17 protein-coding genes are annotated in these 18,766 nt (G+C 54.0%); 8 read left to right on the top strand and 9 right to left on the bottom strand.

Annotation, left to right across the window (positions count from 1 at the left end; genetic code table 11):
• The 4 genes from grxD to hemA form a co-directional block, all read right to left on the bottom strand.
• On the bottom strand, positions 1-330 hold the full coding sequence (gene grxD, locus L103DPR2_RS03930; protein WP_055359847.1) for a Grx4 family monothiol glutaredoxin: 330 nt from the start codon (positions 328-330) through the stop codon (positions 1-3).
• A gap of 77 nt (positions 331-407) precedes the next feature.
• The gene (prmC, locus tag L103DPR2_RS03935; protein ID WP_055359848.1) at positions 408-1,223 is read right to left on the bottom strand and encodes a peptide chain release factor N(5)-glutamine methyltransferase; all 816 of its coding nucleotides are present in this window, start codon (positions 1,221-1,223) and stop codon (positions 408-410) included.
• Positions 1,220-2,320 (bottom strand): peptide chain release factor 1, encoded by a 1,101-nt coding sequence (prfA, locus tag L103DPR2_RS03940; RefSeq protein ID WP_055359849.1) that lies wholly within the window; start codon positions 2,318-2,320, stop codon positions 1,220-1,222. The genes prmC and prfA overlap by 4 nt, the downstream gene beginning before the upstream one ends.
• A 69-nt stretch (positions 2,321-2,389) precedes the next feature.
• A complete protein-coding gene (gene hemA, locus L103DPR2_RS03945) occupies positions 2,390-3,661 on the bottom strand; it encodes a glutamyl-tRNA reductase (RefSeq protein WP_055359850.1) in 1,272 nt (423 codons plus the stop codon).
• 39 nt (positions 3,662-3,700) lie between these two features.
• Between hemA and L103DPR2_RS03950 the strand changes: the two genes are divergently transcribed.
• Positions 3,701-3,982: a hypothetical protein gene (locus tag L103DPR2_RS03950; RefSeq protein ID WP_055359851.1), complete on the top strand. Its 282-nt coding sequence runs from the start codon at positions 3,701-3,703 to the stop codon at positions 3,980-3,982.
• Here L103DPR2_RS03950 and ugpQ read toward each other — a convergent pair.
• The 5 genes from ugpQ to ugpB form a co-directional block, all read right to left on the bottom strand.
• Positions 3,966-4,718, bottom strand: coding sequence for a glycerophosphodiester phosphodiesterase (gene ugpQ / locus L103DPR2_RS03955; RefSeq protein ID WP_055359852.1), 753 nt, complete (start codon positions 4,716-4,718; stop codon positions 3,966-3,968). The genes L103DPR2_RS03950 and ugpQ overlap by 17 nt on opposite strands.
• The gene (gene ugpC, locus L103DPR2_RS03960) at positions 4,715-5,719 is read right to left on the bottom strand and encodes a sn-glycerol-3-phosphate ABC transporter ATP-binding protein UgpC (RefSeq protein WP_055359853.1); all 1,005 of its coding nucleotides are present in this window, start codon (positions 5,717-5,719) and stop codon (positions 4,715-4,717) included. Before ugpC ends, ugpQ begins: the two co-directional genes overlap by 4 nt.
• Positions 5,719-6,573: a sn-glycerol-3-phosphate ABC transporter permease UgpE gene (gene ugpE, locus L103DPR2_RS03965; protein ID WP_055359854.1), complete on the bottom strand. Its 855-nt coding sequence runs from the start codon at positions 6,571-6,573 to the stop codon at positions 5,719-5,721. The genes ugpC and ugpE overlap by 1 nt, the downstream gene beginning before the upstream one ends.
• Before the next feature lies 1 nt (position 6,574).
• A complete protein-coding gene (ugpA, locus tag L103DPR2_RS03970; protein ID WP_055359855.1) occupies positions 6,575-7,456 on the bottom strand; it encodes a sn-glycerol-3-phosphate ABC transporter permease UgpA in 882 nt (293 codons plus the stop codon).
• A gap of 121 nt (positions 7,457-7,577) precedes the next feature.
• A complete protein-coding gene (gene ugpB / locus L103DPR2_RS03975; protein ID WP_055359856.1) occupies positions 7,578-8,882 on the bottom strand; it encodes a sn-glycerol-3-phosphate ABC transporter substrate-binding protein UgpB in 1,305 nt (434 codons plus the stop codon).
• A gap of 175 nt (positions 8,883-9,057) precedes the next feature.
• Between ugpB and L103DPR2_RS03980 the strand changes: the two genes are divergently transcribed.
• The 7 genes from L103DPR2_RS03980 (at position 9,058) to L103DPR2_RS04010 (ending at position 18,766) form a co-directional block, all read left to right on the top strand.
• Positions 9,058-12,930, top strand: coding sequence for a DUF3683 domain-containing protein (locus L103DPR2_RS03980; protein WP_055359857.1), 3,873 nt, complete (start codon positions 9,058-9,060; stop codon positions 12,928-12,930).
• 12 nt (positions 12,931-12,942) lie between these two features.
• Positions 12,943-13,359 carry a gamma-butyrobetaine hydroxylase-like domain-containing protein gene (locus L103DPR2_RS03985; protein ID WP_055359858.1) on the top strand — a complete coding sequence of 139 codons (417 nt, stop codon included), beginning with the start codon at positions 12,943-12,945 and terminating at the stop codon, positions 13,357-13,359.
• 13 nt (positions 13,360-13,372) lie between these two features.
• On the top strand, positions 13,373-14,104 hold the full coding sequence (gene ubiE, locus L103DPR2_RS03990) for a bifunctional demethylmenaquinone methyltransferase/2-methoxy-6-polyprenyl-1,4-benzoquinol methylase UbiE (RefSeq protein ID WP_055359859.1): 732 nt from the start codon (positions 13,373-13,375) through the stop codon (positions 14,102-14,104).
• A 30-nt stretch (positions 14,105-14,134) separates the two neighbouring features.
• Entirely contained in the window at positions 14,135-15,154 is a 1,020-nt protein-coding gene (locus L103DPR2_RS03995) for a Tim44 domain-containing protein (protein WP_055359860.1), read from the top strand.
• A gap of 62 nt (positions 15,155-15,216) precedes the next feature.
• On the top strand, positions 15,217-15,738 hold the full coding sequence (locus L103DPR2_RS04000; RefSeq protein ID WP_055359861.1) for a hypothetical protein: 522 nt from the start codon (positions 15,217-15,219) through the stop codon (positions 15,736-15,738).
• Positions 15,735-17,306 carry a ubiquinone biosynthesis regulatory protein kinase UbiB gene (gene ubiB, locus L103DPR2_RS04005; protein ID WP_055359862.1) on the top strand — a complete coding sequence of 524 codons (1,572 nt, stop codon included), beginning with the start codon at positions 15,735-15,737 and terminating at the stop codon, positions 17,304-17,306. Before L103DPR2_RS04000 ends, ubiB begins: the two co-directional genes overlap by 4 nt.
• Positions 17,307-17,317: 11 nt before the next feature.
• Positions 17,318-18,766, top strand: a complete 1,449-nt coding sequence (locus L103DPR2_RS04010) for a sodium:solute symporter family protein (RefSeq protein WP_055359863.1) — start codon at positions 17,318-17,320, stop codon at positions 18,764-18,766.

Below are 18,766 nucleotides of genomic sequence, written 5' to 3' on the forward strand. Positions count from 1 at the left end.
TTATTCTTTGGGTGTAGTGCCCAAAACTTGAACCATCTCACCAGATTCGTACATCTCCATCATGATGTCGGAGCCGCCAATGAACTCGCCTTTGACGTAAAGCTGAGGAATGGTGGGCCAGTTGCTGTATTCCTTGATGCCTTGGCGAATTTCCGCATCGTCTAGCACGTTGACTGTTTTGACAGTCTTGGTGTCCACACCGCAGGCTTTCAAAATTTGAATAGCGCGGCCGGAGAATCCGCACATGGGGAAACTGGCGCTGCCTTTCATGAACAGCACAACGTCGTTGTGTTTGACCAAATCATCAATGCGGGCTTGTGTATCGCTCATAGGAATCCTCGTTGTCTTTCCGGTGTCTTCAATGGGGGTGATTATTTCATGTTGAAAGGGCTTGCGCTGTTTAGGGTCTATTTTTGCCCGCCAGAACACCGCTCGATCCCAGCCAAGTCCTTTTTGGACTGAACTTGCTTGTAACCTACCGCCTCAAGCAAGGCGCGAACTTGAGGTGCTTGCTGCCACCCGTGTTCTAACAGCAACCAACCCCCTGGCACCAGGTGCGACTGGGCATTTTGCACAATGTTCCGAATATCTGCCAGGCCATCGTCGCCGCTCACCAGGGCCTCTAAAGGCTCGTGATGCAGGTGGGCCAGGTGCGGGTCTTGCGCTTCAATGTAGGGGGGGTTGGAAGCGATCACGTCAAACTCACCAGTGACTTGGCTGAACCAATCACTTTGCAGGAAACTCACGTCCAAGGCTAAATTTTGAGCGTTGTGCTTCGCCACATTCAATGCATCGGTGCTGGTATCCACCGCGGTCACTTGCGCATCCTTGTGCTGCGATTGAAGGGCCAGTGCAATGGCGCCACTGCCTGTGCCTAAATCTAAGTAGCGCGTCGCCTTGAAAGATTGTCCGCATGCCAAGGCCCATTCCACCAAGACTTCGGTATCGTCCCTAGGGTCCAGAACACGCTTGTCGATGTGAAGTGTCAAGCCAAAGAATTCTTTTTGCCCCACGATGTAGGCCACGGGTTCATGCTGCAGTCGGCGTTGCGCATAGGACTTCAAAGCATCCACTTGATCCGCTTGCACTTCGTCCGTGTCATGGGCTAACAGCCAAGCACGGTCATGCAGTGGACGACCCAAAGCATGAAGCAATAAAAGCTGCGCTTCCAATCGGGGCAAGCCCAAGACTTGCGCATGTTGCAAACATTGCAAAACGTTCATGAGGGCAAACTCGATTCCAGCTCTGCCAATTGCTCTGCTTGCCGTGCATTTTGCAAAGCTTGGGTGACTTCTTCCAAATCACCTTCCATGATGAAACTCAGCTTGTACAAGGTAAGGTTGATGCGGTGATCTGTCAGACGACCTTGGGGGAAGTTGTAGGTGCGAATGCGATCGGACCGGTCGCCACTGCCAATCAAGCCCTTGCGCAGCGCTGCATCTTTTGCGGCGCGTTCGCTGCGTTCTTTGTCTTGAATGCGTGCCGACAGTACCTGCATGGCCTTGGCCTTGTTGCGGTGTTGGCTCCGATCGTCTTGGCACTCGGCCACGATGCCCGTGGGAATGTGGGTGATGCGCACGGCGGAGTCGGTCTTGTTGATGTGCTGACCGCCTGCACCGCTGGCGCGGTAAGTGTCAATGCGCAAGTCGGCCGGGTTGATGGTCACAGCCTGGGCTTCGTCGGGTTCAGCCAACACAGCCACGGTGCAAGCACTGGTGTGAATACGACCTTGTGTTTCGGTGGCAGGCACGCGCTGCACACGATGGCCGCCCGATTCAAAACGCAAGCTGCCAAACACGTTGTCACCCTCGATGCGAATCACGACCTCTTTGTAGCCACCCAATTCACTTGGCGAGTCGGACATGATCTCGGTCCGCCAGCCTTTGCGCTCACAAAATTTGGTGTACATGCGCAGTAGATCGCCTGCAAACAAAGCGGATTCATCCCCACCAGTGCCGGCGCGAATTTCTAAGTAGGCAGGACGAGCGTCGTCAGGGTCTTTGGGCAGCAGCATGCGCTGCAATTCAATTTCCAATTCCGCCATTTCTTGGGTGGCACTTTGAATTTCTTCATCGGCCATGGCTTTCATGTCGGCGTCTTCAGCACTGCTTGCCGCCAAGACATGCCCGGCTTCCAAATCCTGGCTGCGCTCTTGGTAGCGTGCATAGCGTTTTGCGACAGCGCTCACATCGGCATGTTCACGGGACAACTTCAAAAACTGGTTCATGTCCGCCATGATGTCTTCGCGCGACAGCAAAAAATCCAGCTCCTCAAGGCGCTGGGCATATCGCTCAAGTTGATGACGTAAAAAGGGTTTCATGACACTTGGAAGAAAGAGAGACAAGGCATTGAGAAAGTCTCAATGCGGCGAAGGCAAGCTTGAGCTTCGCTAGCGCTCTTTGCGCAAGAACATGCGCTGCACAGCATGCACAGCGTGGGGCATGTGTTCTGGATCGGCTTCGCGCAATTCCGCCATGGCGCCGTGCAACATTTTTTGGGTCAGACCGCGTGAGAAGGCTTCCAGCACTTTCTCGGGATCTTCGCCTTTGGCCAAGAGCTTGCGAGCGCGAGCCATTTCTGCTTCGCGCCATTGATCGGCTTGAGCGTTCAGCTGTTGGATGAGCGGCACGCTGCCGCGTTGCACCATCCAGTGCATGAAACTTTGCACGCCCGCATCAATGATGACTTCGGCTTCGGCAACCGCAGCTTGACGGTGCGCTTGGCCAGTTTGGATAACACTGGCCAAGTCGTCGACGGTGTAGAGGTAGACGTCTTCCAATGATTTCACTTCAGGCTCGATGTCGCGTGGTACGGCCAAGTCGACCATGAACATAGGGCGGTTGCGGCGTTTTTTAAGGGCACGTTCAACGGCGCCTAAGCCAATCAAGGGCAGGGTGCTGGCCGTGCAACTGATGACGGCATCAAACTCATGCAAGCGGTCTGGCAACTCAGAGAGGCGCATCACTTCGGCGCCAAATTGCGCGGCCAATTTTTCACCGCGGTCCATGCTGCGGTTGGCGATCGCCATGCTGCGTGGATTTTTGGCCGCAAAGTGAGTGACCACCAGTTCGATCATTTCACCCGCACCGACAAACAACACCTTGATTTTGGACAGGTCCTCAAACAATTGACCTGCCAATCGCACTGCGGCAGCAGACATGCTGATGGAGTGCGCGCCAATCTCGGTGGTGGTGCGAACTTCTTTGGCCACCGCAAAACTGCGCTGAAACAGTTGATTCAAGGTGCTGCCCAAAGCGCCAGCCTCATCGGCTGCGCGAACTGCATCTTTCAATTGACCCAAAATTTGGGCTTCACCCAAGACCATCGAGTCAAGACCACTGGCCACCCGAAAAGCATGCCGAGCGACATGACCTTCTTCGAGCAAGTAGGTGTGATGACGAAGTTCATGAACCGACACGCCGCCTGTTTGGGCCAGCCACTTTAAAGTGTCCTCAATGGCCAGTTGATCTGCGGCACAATAAATTTCTGTGCGATTGCAAGTTGAGAGAATGGCGGCTTCGGGTTGCTGTTGGGTTTGGGCAGCCAAGTTGCCGCGCAATTGGTGCAAAGTGGGGGGCAATTGGTCCATGGCAAACGCAAACCGCCCGCGCAAATCGAGCGGGGCTGTTGTGTGGTTTAACCCCAATGCCCAAACTGCCATACTTGGATTATAAAACTTTGAGTTGTAAGAAAGATTTCAATGAATTGGGACGATGTCTTCTGGCATGTGATGAATTTTGCGCTTCCCGCGTGGGTGTTGTCGCTGGGCATCACAGCCTGGGGCTCATTTCAATTCAGGCGCCAAGCCCAAATTCGCTGGATTTGGCGTTGCTTGCTCAATGTACTGGCCGGCACGTGCGTGTTGGTGGCGGGCCTGGTGATCACGGGCAACGACGGCAAAATGGCCACTTATGGGGCCCTGGTGTTGGTTTGCGCCACGCTGGAGTGGCTGATGCAAATGCGCTTTAAGCGGCAGGGCTGAAGACATCAACCCGGTCTGTGATGATGCCGTCAGTCCCCAGTTGCAGCAGATGTTCGGCCACCCATTCGTCGTTCACGGTGTAACTCAGGCACTTCATGCCCGCGTCATGAACGGCTTTGACTGTTTCAGGTGTCCACAAGGCGTACAAGCACACCACGGCGCAACACTCTAAAGCTTTGGCTGTGTCTAGCCAGCCCTCAGAAAGGCTATTGAGCAACAAGCCACGCGGTAAATGAGGTGCAGTTTTAAAAGCGCCCTTCAGCGATTCCACTTGAAAAGACGTGAGCAAGGGCGGTACGGCTTCGTGCTGCCAAATCTGGGCTGCCTCACGAGCCACCACTTCACCTGTTTTGTATTCAATGCCCGGCGTGGGTTTGATTTCGATGTTCAAGAAGTAGCGATTGCGAATGCAAAACTGCGCCACATTGGCCAACGTAGGCAGGGGCTCGCCACTGAAATTTCTGGAGTGCCAACTGCCTGCGTCCAACTGCGAGAGTTGTTGCCAGTTCAGTTCGCCGCCAATGCCATGGCCATTGGTGGTGCGATGCAGCGTGGCGTCGTGCATTAAAAACACCACATCGTCTGCGCTCAGTTTGGCATCGCATTCGAACATGCGGTAGCCATGTTCAGCGCCTTTGCGAAAGGCTGCCAAGGTGTTCTCAGGGGCGAGTGTGCCTGCCCCGCGGTGGGCAACCCAGCGCGGATAAGGCCAAGGGCGAGCGCTGTGTGGGGTCACAAACGTTTTCCTGTTTCGGCGTTGAAGTGGTGCAAACAGCCTTCTTTGGGCCTTGCATAAAAGATTTGGCCTGCAGCGGGTGCAGCCAAGCTGGCGTCTAAGCGCAGTGTGAGTGTTTCGGTGCCTAGGTGCGCATGCACCAAGCGTTCGGCGCCCAGCAATTCCACCGTGTCCACTTTCAATTCCCAGCCCGCGCTACTGAGCTCTAGATGCTCAGGTCGAATGCCTAAAATTTGTCCAGCCGCAAGTCCGGGAGCTTGCTTGAGCAAGTTCATTGGCGGTGAGCCGATGAAGCTGGCCACAAAGGTACTGGCAGGTCGGTTGTAAACCTCTTCGGGTGTACCAAACTGTTCCATCACGCCGCCGTTCATCACAATCATGCGCTGTGCCAGGGTCATGGCTTCCACTTGATCATGCGTCACAAACAAAGACGTGATGCCCAACTCGCGGTGCAGCTTTTGAATTTCCAGCCGCGTTTGAGCACGCAGTTTGGCGTCAAGGTTGGACAAAGGCTCGTCAAATAAAAACACTTGCGGCTGGCGCACGATGGCGCGGCCCATGGCCACACGCTGGCGTTGGCCGCCAGACAGTTCACGGGGTTTGCGTTGCAGCAAGTGGCCCAACTCCAAAATACCCGCCGCTTTATCGACACGTTGTTTGATGTCTTCCAAAGGCACCTTGGCAATCTTCAAACCATAGGCCATGTTGTCGAACACGCTCATGTGTGGATACAGCGCGTAGTTTTGAAAGACCATGGCAATGTCGCGTTCAGCAGGTTCGAGGTCGTTGACCACGCGATCACCAATGGCGATCGTGCCACCCGTAATTTCTTCAAGGCCGGCCACCATGCGCAGCAAGGTGGATTTACCGCAGCCAGAAGGACCCACAATGACCACGAACTCGCCGTCGTGAATTTGGGCGTTGAGGTTGTGAATGACGGGCACCGCTTTGGCGCCAGAGCCGTATTCTTTGACGATGTTTTGAAGAGAGATGGAAGCCATTATTTTTCAGTATCAACCAGGCCCTTGACGAACCATTTTTGCATCAAGATCACCACGAGGGCGGGCGGGAGCATGGCCAAAATAGCGGTTGCCATGACGATGTTCCATTCGGTATAGGCCTCACCGGCCAGCATGCGTTTGATCCCCATCACGATGGGGTACATGTCTTCATTGGTGGTCACCAAGAGGGGCCAGAGGTATTGGTTCCAACCGTAAATGAATTGAATGACGAACAAAGCAGCGATGTTGGTGGCTGACAGAGGTAGCAAGATGTCTTTGAAGAAGCGCATGGGGCCTGCGCCATCCATGCGTGCGGCTTCTACCAATTCATCGGGAACTGTTAAGAAAAACTGACGCAGCAAAAATGTGGCGGTGGCTGACGCAATCAGAGGCACGGTCAGACCTGCATAAGTGTTCAGCATTCCAAGGTTAGACACCACTTCGTAGGTGGGACTGATGCGCACCTCAACAGGCAGCATCAAAGTGATGAAGATCATCCAGAAGAAAAAATTGCGCAAGGGAAAGCGAAAGTAAACCAGCGCAAATGCAGACAGCAAAGAAATGGCAATTTTGCCAATCGAAATCACCAAGGCGCTGATCAAACTGGTTTGCATCATGGGCCAGACCGCTGGCACCTTGCCGCCCAAGGAGGTTTCACCGCCAAACAAAGCAAGTCGATAAGACTCCCAAAAGTTGGTGCCAGGCAACATTGACATGGGAATGCTTCTGGAAATTTGCTCGGCCGTTTGGGTTGAAGCCACAAAGGTGAGGTACAGCGGAAAAGCCACAATCGACACGCCTAGCAACAAGATGACGTGCGACAGGATGTCTAGGGCAGGACGTCTTTCGATCATGTCAGTACTGCACTTTCTTTTCGACGAAGCGGAATTGCACCACCGTGAGGGCCACCACAATCACCATCAAGATGACCGACTGTGCAGCCGAGCCGCCCATGTCGAGCGCTTTGAAGCCGTCGTAGTAAACCTTGTAAACCAAAATGGCAGTTTCCTTACCGGGACCTCCGTGTGTGGTGGCATCAATGATGGCAAATGTGTCAAAGAACGCGTAAACCACGTTGATGACCAACAAGAAGAATGTGGTGGGTGACAACAGCGGGAACACGATGGTCCAGAAACGATGCCAAGGCGATGCGCCATCGATGGCAGCCGCCTCAATCAATGACTTGGGAATGGATTGAAGTCCTGCCAAGAAAAACAAAAAGTTATATGAAATTTGTTTCCACACCGAGGCCATGACGATCAGTCCCATGGCATGGTTGCCGTTGAGCAAATGGTTCCATTCAAAGCCGATGCTTCGCAGAAAATAAGCGACCACGCCCATGGGCGACGCAAACATGAAAATCCACAACACGCCTGCCACCACAGGCGCAACGGCGTAGGGCCAAATCAGCAGGGTTTTGTAGAGCCCTGCACCACGAACCACTCGATTGGCCATCACGGCCAGCAACAATGACACAGTCAACCCCGTGCTTGCAACCAAGATGGAAAAGAAAGCGGTCGTTTTGAACGAAGTCAAATAACTGCTGTCGCTGAAAAGCCGGTCAAAGTTTTCCATTCCGACAAACTGAACCGACCCGCCAAAGGCGTCTTCCGTCAGCACACTTTGGAAAAGCGCTTGTCCTGCTGGCCAAAAGAAAAAGACCAAAACCACCGCCATTTGCGGTGCAATGAGCAGCCAAGGCAACCAAGCTGATTTGAAGCGTACGCGCTTTTCCATGAAACTCTTTGTGAAACTTCAGTCAATGTAAAGGACAAAAGCAGAGGATGGCTCCTCTGCTTTTGATGGGGCGAACATGTTTCTTTTCAGAAGCATGTCGCCAGTGGGAACTGCTTGGAGTTTACTTGTTGGCTTTTTCGAAACGCTCAAGTTGTTCATTGCCGCGTTTGATGGCGAGGTCCAAAGCTTCTTTCGGTTGCTTCTTGCCACTCCAAACGCCTTCGAGTTCCTCATCGATGATGGTTCGAATCTGAACGAAGTTGCCCAAACGCACGCCACGAGATTTGTCGGTTGTTTTGCGAATCATCTGCGTCACAGACACGTCTGTGCCAGGATTCTTTTTGTAGAAGCCTGATTTTTCAGTCAACTCAAAAGAGGCCTTCGTGACTGGCAAGTAGCCTGTGCGTTGGTGGCTGGCAGCCGCTACATCAGGTTTGGACAAGAAGGCAAAGAACTGACCCACGCCTTTGTATTCGTTGGCTTTCTTGCCGCTCATCACCCACAAGCTGGCACCACCGATGACGGTGTTTTGAGGTGCGCCGGCCACATCGGGGTAGTAGGGAAGCGTGCCAATGCCGTAGGCAAACTTACCATTGCGAACCACGTTGCCGTAAAGGGCGGAAGAGCCTGTGGCCATGGCACATTCCCCTGAAACGAAAGTGGCATCTGCTGCATTGCCGCGACCTTTGTAAACAAATAAACCGCTCTTGGCCATGTTGGCCAAGTTTTCAATGTGACGCACATGCAAGGGTGTGTTGAAGCTCAGGCGAGCATCGATGCCGCGCATGCCATTGCCTTTGGTCGCGAATTCCGTGTTGTGCCAAGCAGAGAAGCTCTCTAACTGCGTCCAGCTGATCCAGCTGGTGGTGAAGGGGCACTTGTGGCCGCTGGCTTTCAATTTGGCGGCAGCCAAAGCCACTTCAGGCCAAGTTGTGGGGGGCTTCTCAGGGTCCATGCCCGCAGCTTTGAACGCATCTTTGTTGTAGTGGAAGACGGGCGTGGAGCTGTTGAAGGGGAAGCTCAGCATTTGGCCGTTGGGGGCTGTGTAGTAGCCAGAGACGGCAGGCACGTAGGCGTCTTGGTCAAATTTGAGGCCCGCGTCCTGCATCACTTTGCCGACTGGCACGATGGCGCCCTTGCTGGCCATCATGGTGGCGGTGCCCACTTCAAACACTTGAAGGATGTGGGGCGCATTGCCAGAGCGATAAGCTGCAATGGCAGCCGTCATGGATTCGTCGTAACCACCTTTGAAGGTGGGCACAATTTTGTAATCTTTTTGGCTGGCATTGAAATCTTTGGCCAGGTCATTGACCCACTCGCCCAAAGCACCACCCATAGAGTGCCACCATTGAATCTCGGTTTGGGCTTGTGCGCCAACGCTGAAGGCTGCAATGGCCAGCGCGGCCAGGGATTTTTTGTAATTCATAAGTACTCCTATTGTTGTGTCATCGCCTGATGCGATGACTGACTTTCGGATGCTATTACAGTGCCATGACCGTTTGGTGACAACCCGGGGTTTCCATGACGCAGCTCAAATTGCCGGTCTGTCCCCACCTGCGGTGCGTGATTGACCCCCTGACGTAAAATCGGGCTTAAATCTCATGAACGCACCTACCACCCTCCAACACCTGCTCCAAGCGGACGATTCATCGCCTCGTTTGCGCGAAATTCCCTACAACTACACAAGCTTCTCTGACCGAGAAATTGTGATTCGTTTGCTGGGCTCTCGCGCCTGGGACCTTTTGAACCAGCTTCGTGATGAGCGCCGCACGGGTCGGTCCGCGCGAATGCTGTACGAAGTGTTGGGTGATATTTGGGTCGTTCAGCGAAATCCCTACCTGCAAGACGACTTGCTGGACAACCCCGATCGCCGCAAATTGTTGGTGGAGGCCTTGCAACATCGCTTGGGTGAGGTGCAAAAGCGACGCACGCCTGACGCAGATGCTTTGCGCGATGGCTTGGTGGGTGAGTTATTGGTACTGGCCAAACAGGCTGTTGCCAGCTTTGACCAAACCTTTACCGCCATGGCGACCTTGCGCCGCAAATCGCAAAAGGCCTTGGGCAAGCTCACGGCCAAAGACAACATCAAGTTCGATGCCTTGTCGCGCGTGAGCCATGTCACCGACGCCACCGACTGGCGCGTTGAATACCCGTTTGTGGTGTTAACGCCCGATACCGAAGCCGAAATGGCCAATTTGGTCAAAGGCTGTTTCACCTTGGGCTTGACCATCATTCCACGTGGCGGCGGTACCGGTTACACCGGGGGGGCTGTGCCACTGACATGGAACAGTGCCGTCATCAACACCGAAAAACTCGAAGCCATGTCGGGCATCGAGATGGTGAAGTTGCCTGGCCTCGACAAAGAAGTGCCCACCTTGTGGACCGAAGTGGGTGTGGTCACCCAGCGTGTCACCGATGCCGCAGAGCGCGCCGGATGGGTGTTTGCGGTGGACCCCACGTCTGCTGAAGCCAGCTGCATTGGCGGCAACATTGCCATGAACGCAGGCGGCAAGAAGGCTGTGTTGTGGGGCACGGCGCTCGACAACTTGGCCAGCTGGCGCATGGTCACGCCCGATGCGCAGTGGCTCGAAGTCACACGTTTGGGACACAACCTGGGCAAGATCCATGATGTGGAAGTGGCCAGCTTTGAATTGAAATACTTTGAGGCCAATGGCACCACGCTGGTCCGTGAAGAACGCTTGGACATTCCTGGCACCGTGTTCCGCAAAGAAGGCTTGGGCAAAGACGTTACCGACAAGTTTTTGGCGGGTCTGCCGGGTGTGCAAAAAGAAGGCTGTGACGGCCTTATCACCAGCGCGCGCTGGGTTTTGCACCGCATGCCCGATCACACACGCACGGTGTGCATGGAATTTTTTGGCAATGCCAAAGATGCCGTGCCCAGCATCGTGGAAATCAAAGATTTCATGTTTGCCGAACAAAAGCGCTCGGGCGTTTTGTTGGCAGGCTTAGAGCATCTGGACGATCGCTATTTGCGCGCGGTGGGTTACACCACCAAGTCCAAACGTGGCGGCTTTCCCAAGATGGTGTTGCTGGCCGACATTGCAGGCGATAACGCCGACGATGTGGCCAAGGTCACTTCTGAGGTGGTGCGCATTGCCAACTCGCGCAGTGGTGAAGGCTTCATCGCCATCAGCCCCGAAGCGCGCAAAAAGTTTTGGCAAGATCGCAAGAAAACGGCGGCCATCAGCCGCCACACCAATGCTTTCAAAGTCAACGAAGACGTGGTGATTCCTTTGCCCCGCATGGCAGAGTACACCGATGGCATTGAGCGCATCAACATTGAATTGTCAATGCGCAACAAGATCAAGTTGTGCAACGAGTTAGAGCTGTTTTTAAGCAAAGGCAACTTGCCTTTGGGCAAAGACGATGACACCAGCGAAATTGCATCCGCCGAGCTGCTTGAAGACCGTGTGGCGCAAGCTTTGGCTGTGGTGCGGGATGTGCGTGATTTGTGGCAAGGCTGGTTGCAAGGCGTCGAAACCTTGTTCCCCCAATTGCAAGACCACACTTTGCGCGCCAGCTGGAAAACGCAAATCAAAGCGCCTTTCCAAACCATTTTCTCGGGCGCTGCGTTCCAACCTATTTTTGACGAGTGTGTGGCCATCCACAAACGCGTGCTGAAAGGCCGTGTGTGGGTTGCTTTGCACATGCACGCCGGTGACGGCAACGTGCACACCAACATTCCAGTCAACTCGGACGACTACGACATGTTGCAAACCGCGCACGAAGCGGTGTCGCGCATCATGGTTTTGGCGCGCAGCTTGGAAGGTGTGATTTCGGGTGAGCACGGCATTGGCATCACCAAGCTGGAGTTTTTGAGCGACGCTGAACTCAAGCCCTTTGCCGATTACAAGCAGCGCATTGATCCCGAAGGTCGTTTCAACAAAGGCAAATTGATGCGCCATGTGGCGGGTCCTGAAGGTATGGAAATCCAAGCCGACTTGACCAATGCCTACACGCCCAGTTTTGGTTTGATGGGCCATGAATCGCTCATCATGCAACAGTCCGACATCGGCGCCATTGCCGACAGCGTCAAAGACTGCTTGCGCTGCGGCAAGTGCAAACCGGTGTGTGCCACGCACGTGCCACGCGCCAACTTGCTGTACAGCCCCCGCAACAAAATCTTGGCCACATCCCTGTTGGTTGAAGCTTTCTTGTACGAAGAGCAAACCCGCCGCGGTGTGTCGATCAAGCATTGGCAAGAGTTTGAAGATGTGGCCGACCACTGCACGGTGTGCCACAAATGCCTCACACCTTGCCCGGTCAAAATTGACTTTGGTGATGTGTCCATGAACATGCGCAACTTGTTGCGCAAGATGGGCCAAAAAACATTCCGCCCCGGCAACGCCGCGGCCATGTTCATGCTGAACGCCACCAACCCCGAAACCATCAAGCTGGCGCGTGCCGGCATGGTGGGTGTGGGCATGAAGGTTCAGCGTTTTGCGCACGACTTGCTCAAAACTTTTGCGCGCAAGCAAACCAAGGCACCACCGGCCAGCATTGGGGCAGCGCCTATCAAAGAGCAAGTGATTCACTTCATCAACAAGAAGATGCCAGGTGGTTTGCCCAAGAAAACGGCTCGCGCTTTGCTTGACATTGAAGATCAAGATTACGTGCCGATCATTCGCAACCCAAAGGCCACCACCCCCGAAACAGAGGCGGTGTTTTACTTCCCCGGTTGCGGCTCGGAACGCTTGTTCAGCCAGGTCGGCTTGGCCACGCAGGCCATGCTCTGGCACACCGGCGTGCAAACTGTTTTACCGCCAGGTTACTTGTGCTGCGGCTACCCGCAAAAGGGCAGTGGTCAGTTTGACAAGGCCGAGAAAATCATCACCGACAACCGCGTGTTGTTCCACCGCGTGGCCAACACCCTGAACTACCTCGACATCAAAACGGTGGTGGTCAGCTGCGGTACCTGCTACGACCAATTGCAAGGCTACGAGTTTGACAAGATCTTCCCTGGCTGCCGCATTGTGGACATTCACGAGTACCTGCTTGAAAAGGGCATGACGCTGAACAACAACGGCGCCTACCTGTACCACGACCCTTGCCACAGTCCGATGAAGTTGCAAGACCCCATGAAGACCGTCAAATCTTTGTTGGGCCCGCAAGTCCTCAAGTCAGATCGTTGCTGCGGAGAGTCAGGCACCTTGGGTGTGACGCGTCCCGACATCGCTACGCAAGTTCGCTTCCGCAAGGAAGAAGAAATTCGCAAGAGTGAAACGCAAATGCGTGACGCTGGCATGGTGGGCGCCAAAGACAACATCAAGGTGTTGACCAGCTGCCCAAGCTGCTTGCAGGGCTTGTCGCGTTACGGTGACGATTTGCAAAATGGCTTGCTAGAAGCCGACTACATCGTGGTTGAAATGGCCAAGCACATTTTGGGCGACCAGTGGATGCCCGAGTATGTGGCTGCCGCCAATGCGGGTGGCATTGAACGCGTTTTGGTTTAAAGAAAGCATCGCATGGCCGGATTGATAGCAGGCGCTCCAACGCCAGAGGCCTTGACCCTTCATGGTCAAAGCAAAGCCTTGGAAATCAGTTTTTCGGATGGCAAAACTTTCCGAATTCCTTTCGAGTTGATGCGCGTTTATTCACCCTCGGCCGAAGTGCAAGGTCATGGTCCTGGCCAAGAGGTCTTGCAAACAGGCAAGCGCGACGTGGACGTTGTGGAGCTGGCGCAAGTTGGCAATTACGCCGTGCAACCGACCTTTTCTGACGGTCACAACAGTGGCATTTTTTCCTGGGATTACTTGTACTTCTTAGGGTCCGAACAAGACCAACTTTGGACCCAGTACAACGAACGCTTGCTGGCTGCTGGTGCGCAGCGAGACGATCCCATGCCCGTGGCTGCAGCTGGCGCTTGCGGTCATTCACATTGAAGAGAACGACATCATGAGCTCGACCCATTTCGGTTTCAAAACGGTTGACGAAAAGGAAAAAGCCAAACACGTGCGTGGCGTGTTTGACTCCGTGGCTTCCAAATACGATGTCATGAACGACTTGATGTCGGCCGGCTTGCACCGCGTCTGGAAGGCCTACACCGTGCAGGTGGCCAATTTGAAAGAGGGCGATCAAGTGCTGGACATTGCCGGTGGCACGGGCGATCTGTCGCTGGCCTTTTCCAAAAAAGTGGGTGCCACAGGCCGAGTGGTTCACACCGACATCAATGAAGCCATGTTGCGGACAGGCCGCGACAGGCTGGTCAATGAGGGTGTGGTGTTGCCCACCTTGGTGTGTGATGCCGAAAAACTGCCATTTCCCAATGACCATTTCAACGTGGTCAGCGTGGCCTTTGGATTGCGCAACATGACCCACAAAGATGCAGCGCTCCAAGAAATGTGCCGCGTCTTAAAACCGGGCGGCAAGTTGCTGGTGTTGGAGTTTTCCAAAGTGGCCAAACCCCTTGAGAAAGCCTACGACTGGTACTCTTTCAATGTGCTGCCCAAGCTGGGCAAGTGGGTGGCTGGTGACGATGCCAGTTACCGCTATTTGGCTGAATCCATTCGCATGCATCCCAGTCAAGAAGAGCTGAAAGCCCTTATGAAAAATGCCGGATTTGGACACGTCGATTTTCACAATTTGAGTGCAGGGGTGGTAGCCTTGCATGTCGGCATTAAATGCTGACGGTTTTTTTCTGAATTTGTCGGAGACAAAGTGAATAAATTTCTAAGCATCGCATTGACACTGGTATTGACCTTGGGCGCTTTGAACGCCGAAGCTGCACGCCGATTGGGCGGTGGCAAATCTGTGGGTCAACAATCTGGCAACGTTACACAGCGTGAGGCCGTGAAGCCGGCTGCGCCTGCAGCGGCACCTACGCAAGCGGCGGCCCCTGCCAAACCCGCAACGCCTACAGCAGCGCCAGCACCTGCACCTGCAAAACGTCCTTGGGGCGCCATGTTGGGTGGCTTGGCCGCTGGCTTGGGTCTGGCCTGGCTGGCACACAGCTTGGGCATGGGTGAAGCGTTTGGCAACATGCTGATGTTTGCATTGTTGGCCATGGTGGCTGTGGCGGTCATCGGTTATTTCTTGCGTTCACGCGGCAAAAATACTTCTCAAGATGGCCTGGCTTATCAAGGAGCCGGCAATACGCCCGATACGCCCGTCACCTTGCGCCAGTACAACCCTGAAAAAGTGGGCAATGATGCGTCTGCCCGTCCTTGGGAAGGACAACAAACAGCCTTTGACAGCACCCCCGAAGCCAACCCCCAAACAGGTGGCTCCATGATTGGTTCTGCCATTGGTGGTTCTGTGCCCAACGCCCTGCAAGGTTCGCAAACATGGGGTGTACCTGCCGGCTTCGACAGCGAGAACTTTGTGGAAGCGGCCAAGCGCAACTTCATCACCTTGCAAGACGCATGGGACCGTGCAGACATGGGCTCTTTGCGCGCCATGATGACCGACGGCATGCTGTCAGAAATCAAGAGCCAATTGGCCGAGCGTGAAGCCAACTTCCCAGGCCAACCCAACAAAACCGAAGTGGTCAAGTTGGACGCCTTGTTGCTGGGCATTGAAGAGTTGCCAGACGCGTACATGGCCAGCGTGGAGTTCAATGGTGTCATCCGCGAAGAAGCCGATGCTGCACCCAGCCCCTTCCGTGAAGTTTGGAACATGACCAAGCCCAAAAACGGCGACAGCGGTTGGCTGGTGGCAGGTGTTCAAGCCCTGCAATAAATTCAGGACTATCTAGCCCGAAATGCTGGCAGAAGCCGGCCTTTCGGGAATAATTGGGGACTATGGCAACACAGTCCCCTTTTTCTTTGGTGAGCGACGCGATCACCCAATTTGCAACCCAAACTCGGCCGCCCGCTTGGGTGGTCGATGAGACCCTCAATCGGGTGGTTTTGTTTTTAAATCACGTCATCAGCCGTGAACCGGAAGCGCAAAATCGATTGGCCCGTCAAAAGGGCCGCTGCATTCAGTTGCAATGGCAAGACAAACTGATTCAACTGACGCCTACACCGGCTGGCATGTTTGAACGCGTGAATGGTCAGCGTACAGATTTGAAGCTCACATTGACCGATGCATCCCCCTTCGACATGGCCGCTACTGTTCTCAAAGGTGAAAAGCCTGGCGTGCATGTTGAAGGCGATGTGCAGTTGGCCGCCGAAGTCAATTGGCTGATCGATCATGTGCGATGGGACGTGACCGAAGACCTCTCCTATTGGTTGGGCGATGCGGCCGCTCACACGCTGGTTGGCATGGGCAAGCAAGCAGTGCAAGCCATCCAACAATTTGCACGCAAGGCCGCATCATGAACCGCTTCCTTCGCGGCAGCTTCATTGTTTGGACGGTTTGGCGCTATGGCCTGCACGAAATGGTTTTGTCCAATTTCAAGCAGCCCTTGTTGCGCGTGTTGGCGCACCTGTTGAGTTTGGGTCGTTCGCATACCAAGCCCCGCGGTGAGCGTTTGCGTTTGGCTTTGGAAGGCTTGGGGCCAATTTTTGTCAAATTTGGACAAGTGATGTCGACGCGGCGCGACTTGTTGCCAGAAGACATTGCTGAAGAGTTGGCCAAGTTGCAAGACCGGGTGCCACCTTTCAGCTCTGACATTGCTGTGGCCACCATTGAGCGGGCCTTTGGCCGTTCGGTGTCTGAGATTTTTGAGTCCTTTGACCGAGTGCCTGTCGCCAGCGCCTCGATTGCGCAAGTGCATTTTGCGTTGTTGAAAGACAAGACAGGGACTGTTCAAGAAGTGGCGGTCAAAGTCTTGCGCCCCAACATGTTGCCCGCCATTGAAAAAGACCTGAGCTTGATGCGCATGATGGCAGGTTGGCTCGAGAAAGTCAGTGCAGACGGTAAACGTTTAAAGCCGCGCGAAGTGGTGGCCGAGTTTGACAAACATTTGCACGATGAATTGGACTTGGTGCGCGAAGCTGCCAATGCTGCGCAGTTGCGCCGCAACATGCAAAGCTTGAATTTGGTGTTGATCCCCGAAATGTATTGGGACTATTGCCATCCTGAAGTGATCGTCATGGAGCGCATGAAGGGCTTGCCCATCAGTCAAGTAGACGCATTGCGCAGTGCCGGTGTCGACATTCCGCAACTGGCCAAAGATGGCGTGACGATTTTTTTCACGCAGGTTTTTCGCGATGGATTTTTTCACGCCGACATGCATCCAGGCAATATCCAGGTCAGCGTGGAACCTGAAAGCTTGGGGCGCTACATCTCCTTAGACTTTGGCATTGTGGGCACGCTCACCGAATTTGACAAAGAATATTTGACGCAAAACTTCAGCGCTTTTTTCCGGCGCGATTACAAACGTGTGGCCGAATTGCACATCGAGTCTGGCTGGGTGCCCAGCACCACGCGCGTTGATGAGTTGGAGTCGGCCATTCGCTCTGTGTGCGAGCCTTACTTCGACAGACCCCTCAAGGAAATTTCATTGGGCATGGTGCTCATGCGTTTGTTCCAAACGTCGCGGCGCTTCAATGTTGAAATTCAACCGCAGTTGGTGCTGCTCCAAAAAACCTTGCTCAACATTGAAGGTTTGGGACGTCAATTAGACCCAGAGCTCGATTTGTGGAACACGGCCAAGCCCTTCCTAGAGCAGTGGATGATTGACCAAGTGGGCCCTAAGCGTTTCATTCAGCAATTGCGCGAGCAAGCCCCTCAATACGCCAAAATCTTGCCTCAACTGCCTCGGTTGATGCATGACTATTTGAAACAAACCACCGCCAGTGCGCATGAGCGAAATCAACTGGCAGCCCTCTTGGCTGAGCAGCAACGCACCAACCGACTGTTGCAAGCCATTGTGTATGTGGTGATTGGTTTTGTGTCCACCCTCATCGTGCTTCAAGCACTCGAAAGATTCCAACAAATCTAAGGAGCGTTGTTGTGTTGTTGACTTTGGTCATTGCCTATTTACTGATCACCATTGCCATTGGTTTGGTGGCCGCCAAGCGCGTTAAAAGTTCTGCTGACTTTGCCATTGCAGGTCGACATCTGCCTTTGGCCATGATTGTCACCACCACCTTTGCCACCTGGTTTGGTTCCGAAACAGTGTTGGGAATTCCAGCCAAGTTTGTCAACAGTGGCTTGAATGGTGTGGTGGAAGATCCCTTTGGTGCGGGCAGTTGTTTGATTTTGGTGGGCGTATTTTTTGCCGCCAAGTTGTACCGCATGAACTTGTTGACCATCAGTGACTATTACCGCGAGCGTTATGGTCGCACGGTTGAGGTTTTGTGTTCCATCATCATCATGGTCAGTTACTTGGGTTGGGTCTCAGCCCAAGTGACCGCCCTCGGTTTGGTTTTCAATCTGTTGTCCGGCGGTGTGGTCAGCATGCCCATGGGCATGGCCATTGGGGTGGTCTCGGTATTGGCCTACACCTTGTTTGGCGGTATGTGGTCAGTGGCCATCACCGACTTCATTCAAATGATCATATTGGTGGTGGGTTTGGCCACCTTGGCCATTTTTGCAGGTAACCAAGCGGGTGGCGCTGACAAGGTGATTGCATTGGCGGTCAGTCAAGACATGTTCAAGTTCTTGCCAGAGCCTGAGCTGAAAGAGATCTTGTTCTTTGTGGCTGCGGCCATCACCATCATGTTTGGTTCGATTCCCCAGCAAGACGTGTTTCAACGGGTCATGTCGGCCAACAGCCTGGGCGCAGCCACCAAGGGCCCCATCATTGGCGGCATTTGCTACATCTTGTTTGCCTTTGTGCCGATGTTCTTGGTGGTCAGTGCGTTGATCATCATGCCCGAGAAGGCGGCTCAACTCATCAAAGAGGATCCCCAAAAGGTCTTGCCCACTTTGGTGATGGAGCAAATGCCATTTGTCATGCAAGTCTTGTTCTTTGGCGCTTTGTTGTCGGCCATCAAATCGTGTGCTTCGGCCACCTTGCTAGCCCCCAGCGTCACTTTCACAGAAAACATTTGGCGTCAATTCTTCCCGCACCAAGGCGACAAGCAGGCCTTGTTGGCCATGCGCATCACGGTCTTGGTGTTCAGTGGCTTGGTCCTGACCTATGCCATCTTGATGCAAGGCAGTTCCATTTACGACATGGTCTCTGGTGCCTACCAAGTGACCTTGGTGGGCGCATTTGTTCCCTTGGTGTTTGGCCTTTATTGGTCCAAGGCAACGACCCAAGGCGCCATTTTTGCCATCGTTTTGGGACTTTTGGCATGGCTCTTGTTCCTCATGACCCCCGCAGGCGAAGAGTTTCCGGCCCAATTGGCCGGTGTGTTGGCCAGCTTGACTGGCATGTTGGTGGGCTCTCTAGGCCCGCAAGCCCTCAGAAACAAGCACGGTGCACACCATGCACTGGCAGGCACCCGCCTATAA

Source organism: Limnohabitans sp. 103DPR2 (genome assembly GCF_001412575.1).
GTDB lineage: Bacteria > Pseudomonadota > Gammaproteobacteria > Burkholderiales > Burkholderiaceae_C > Limnohabitans_A.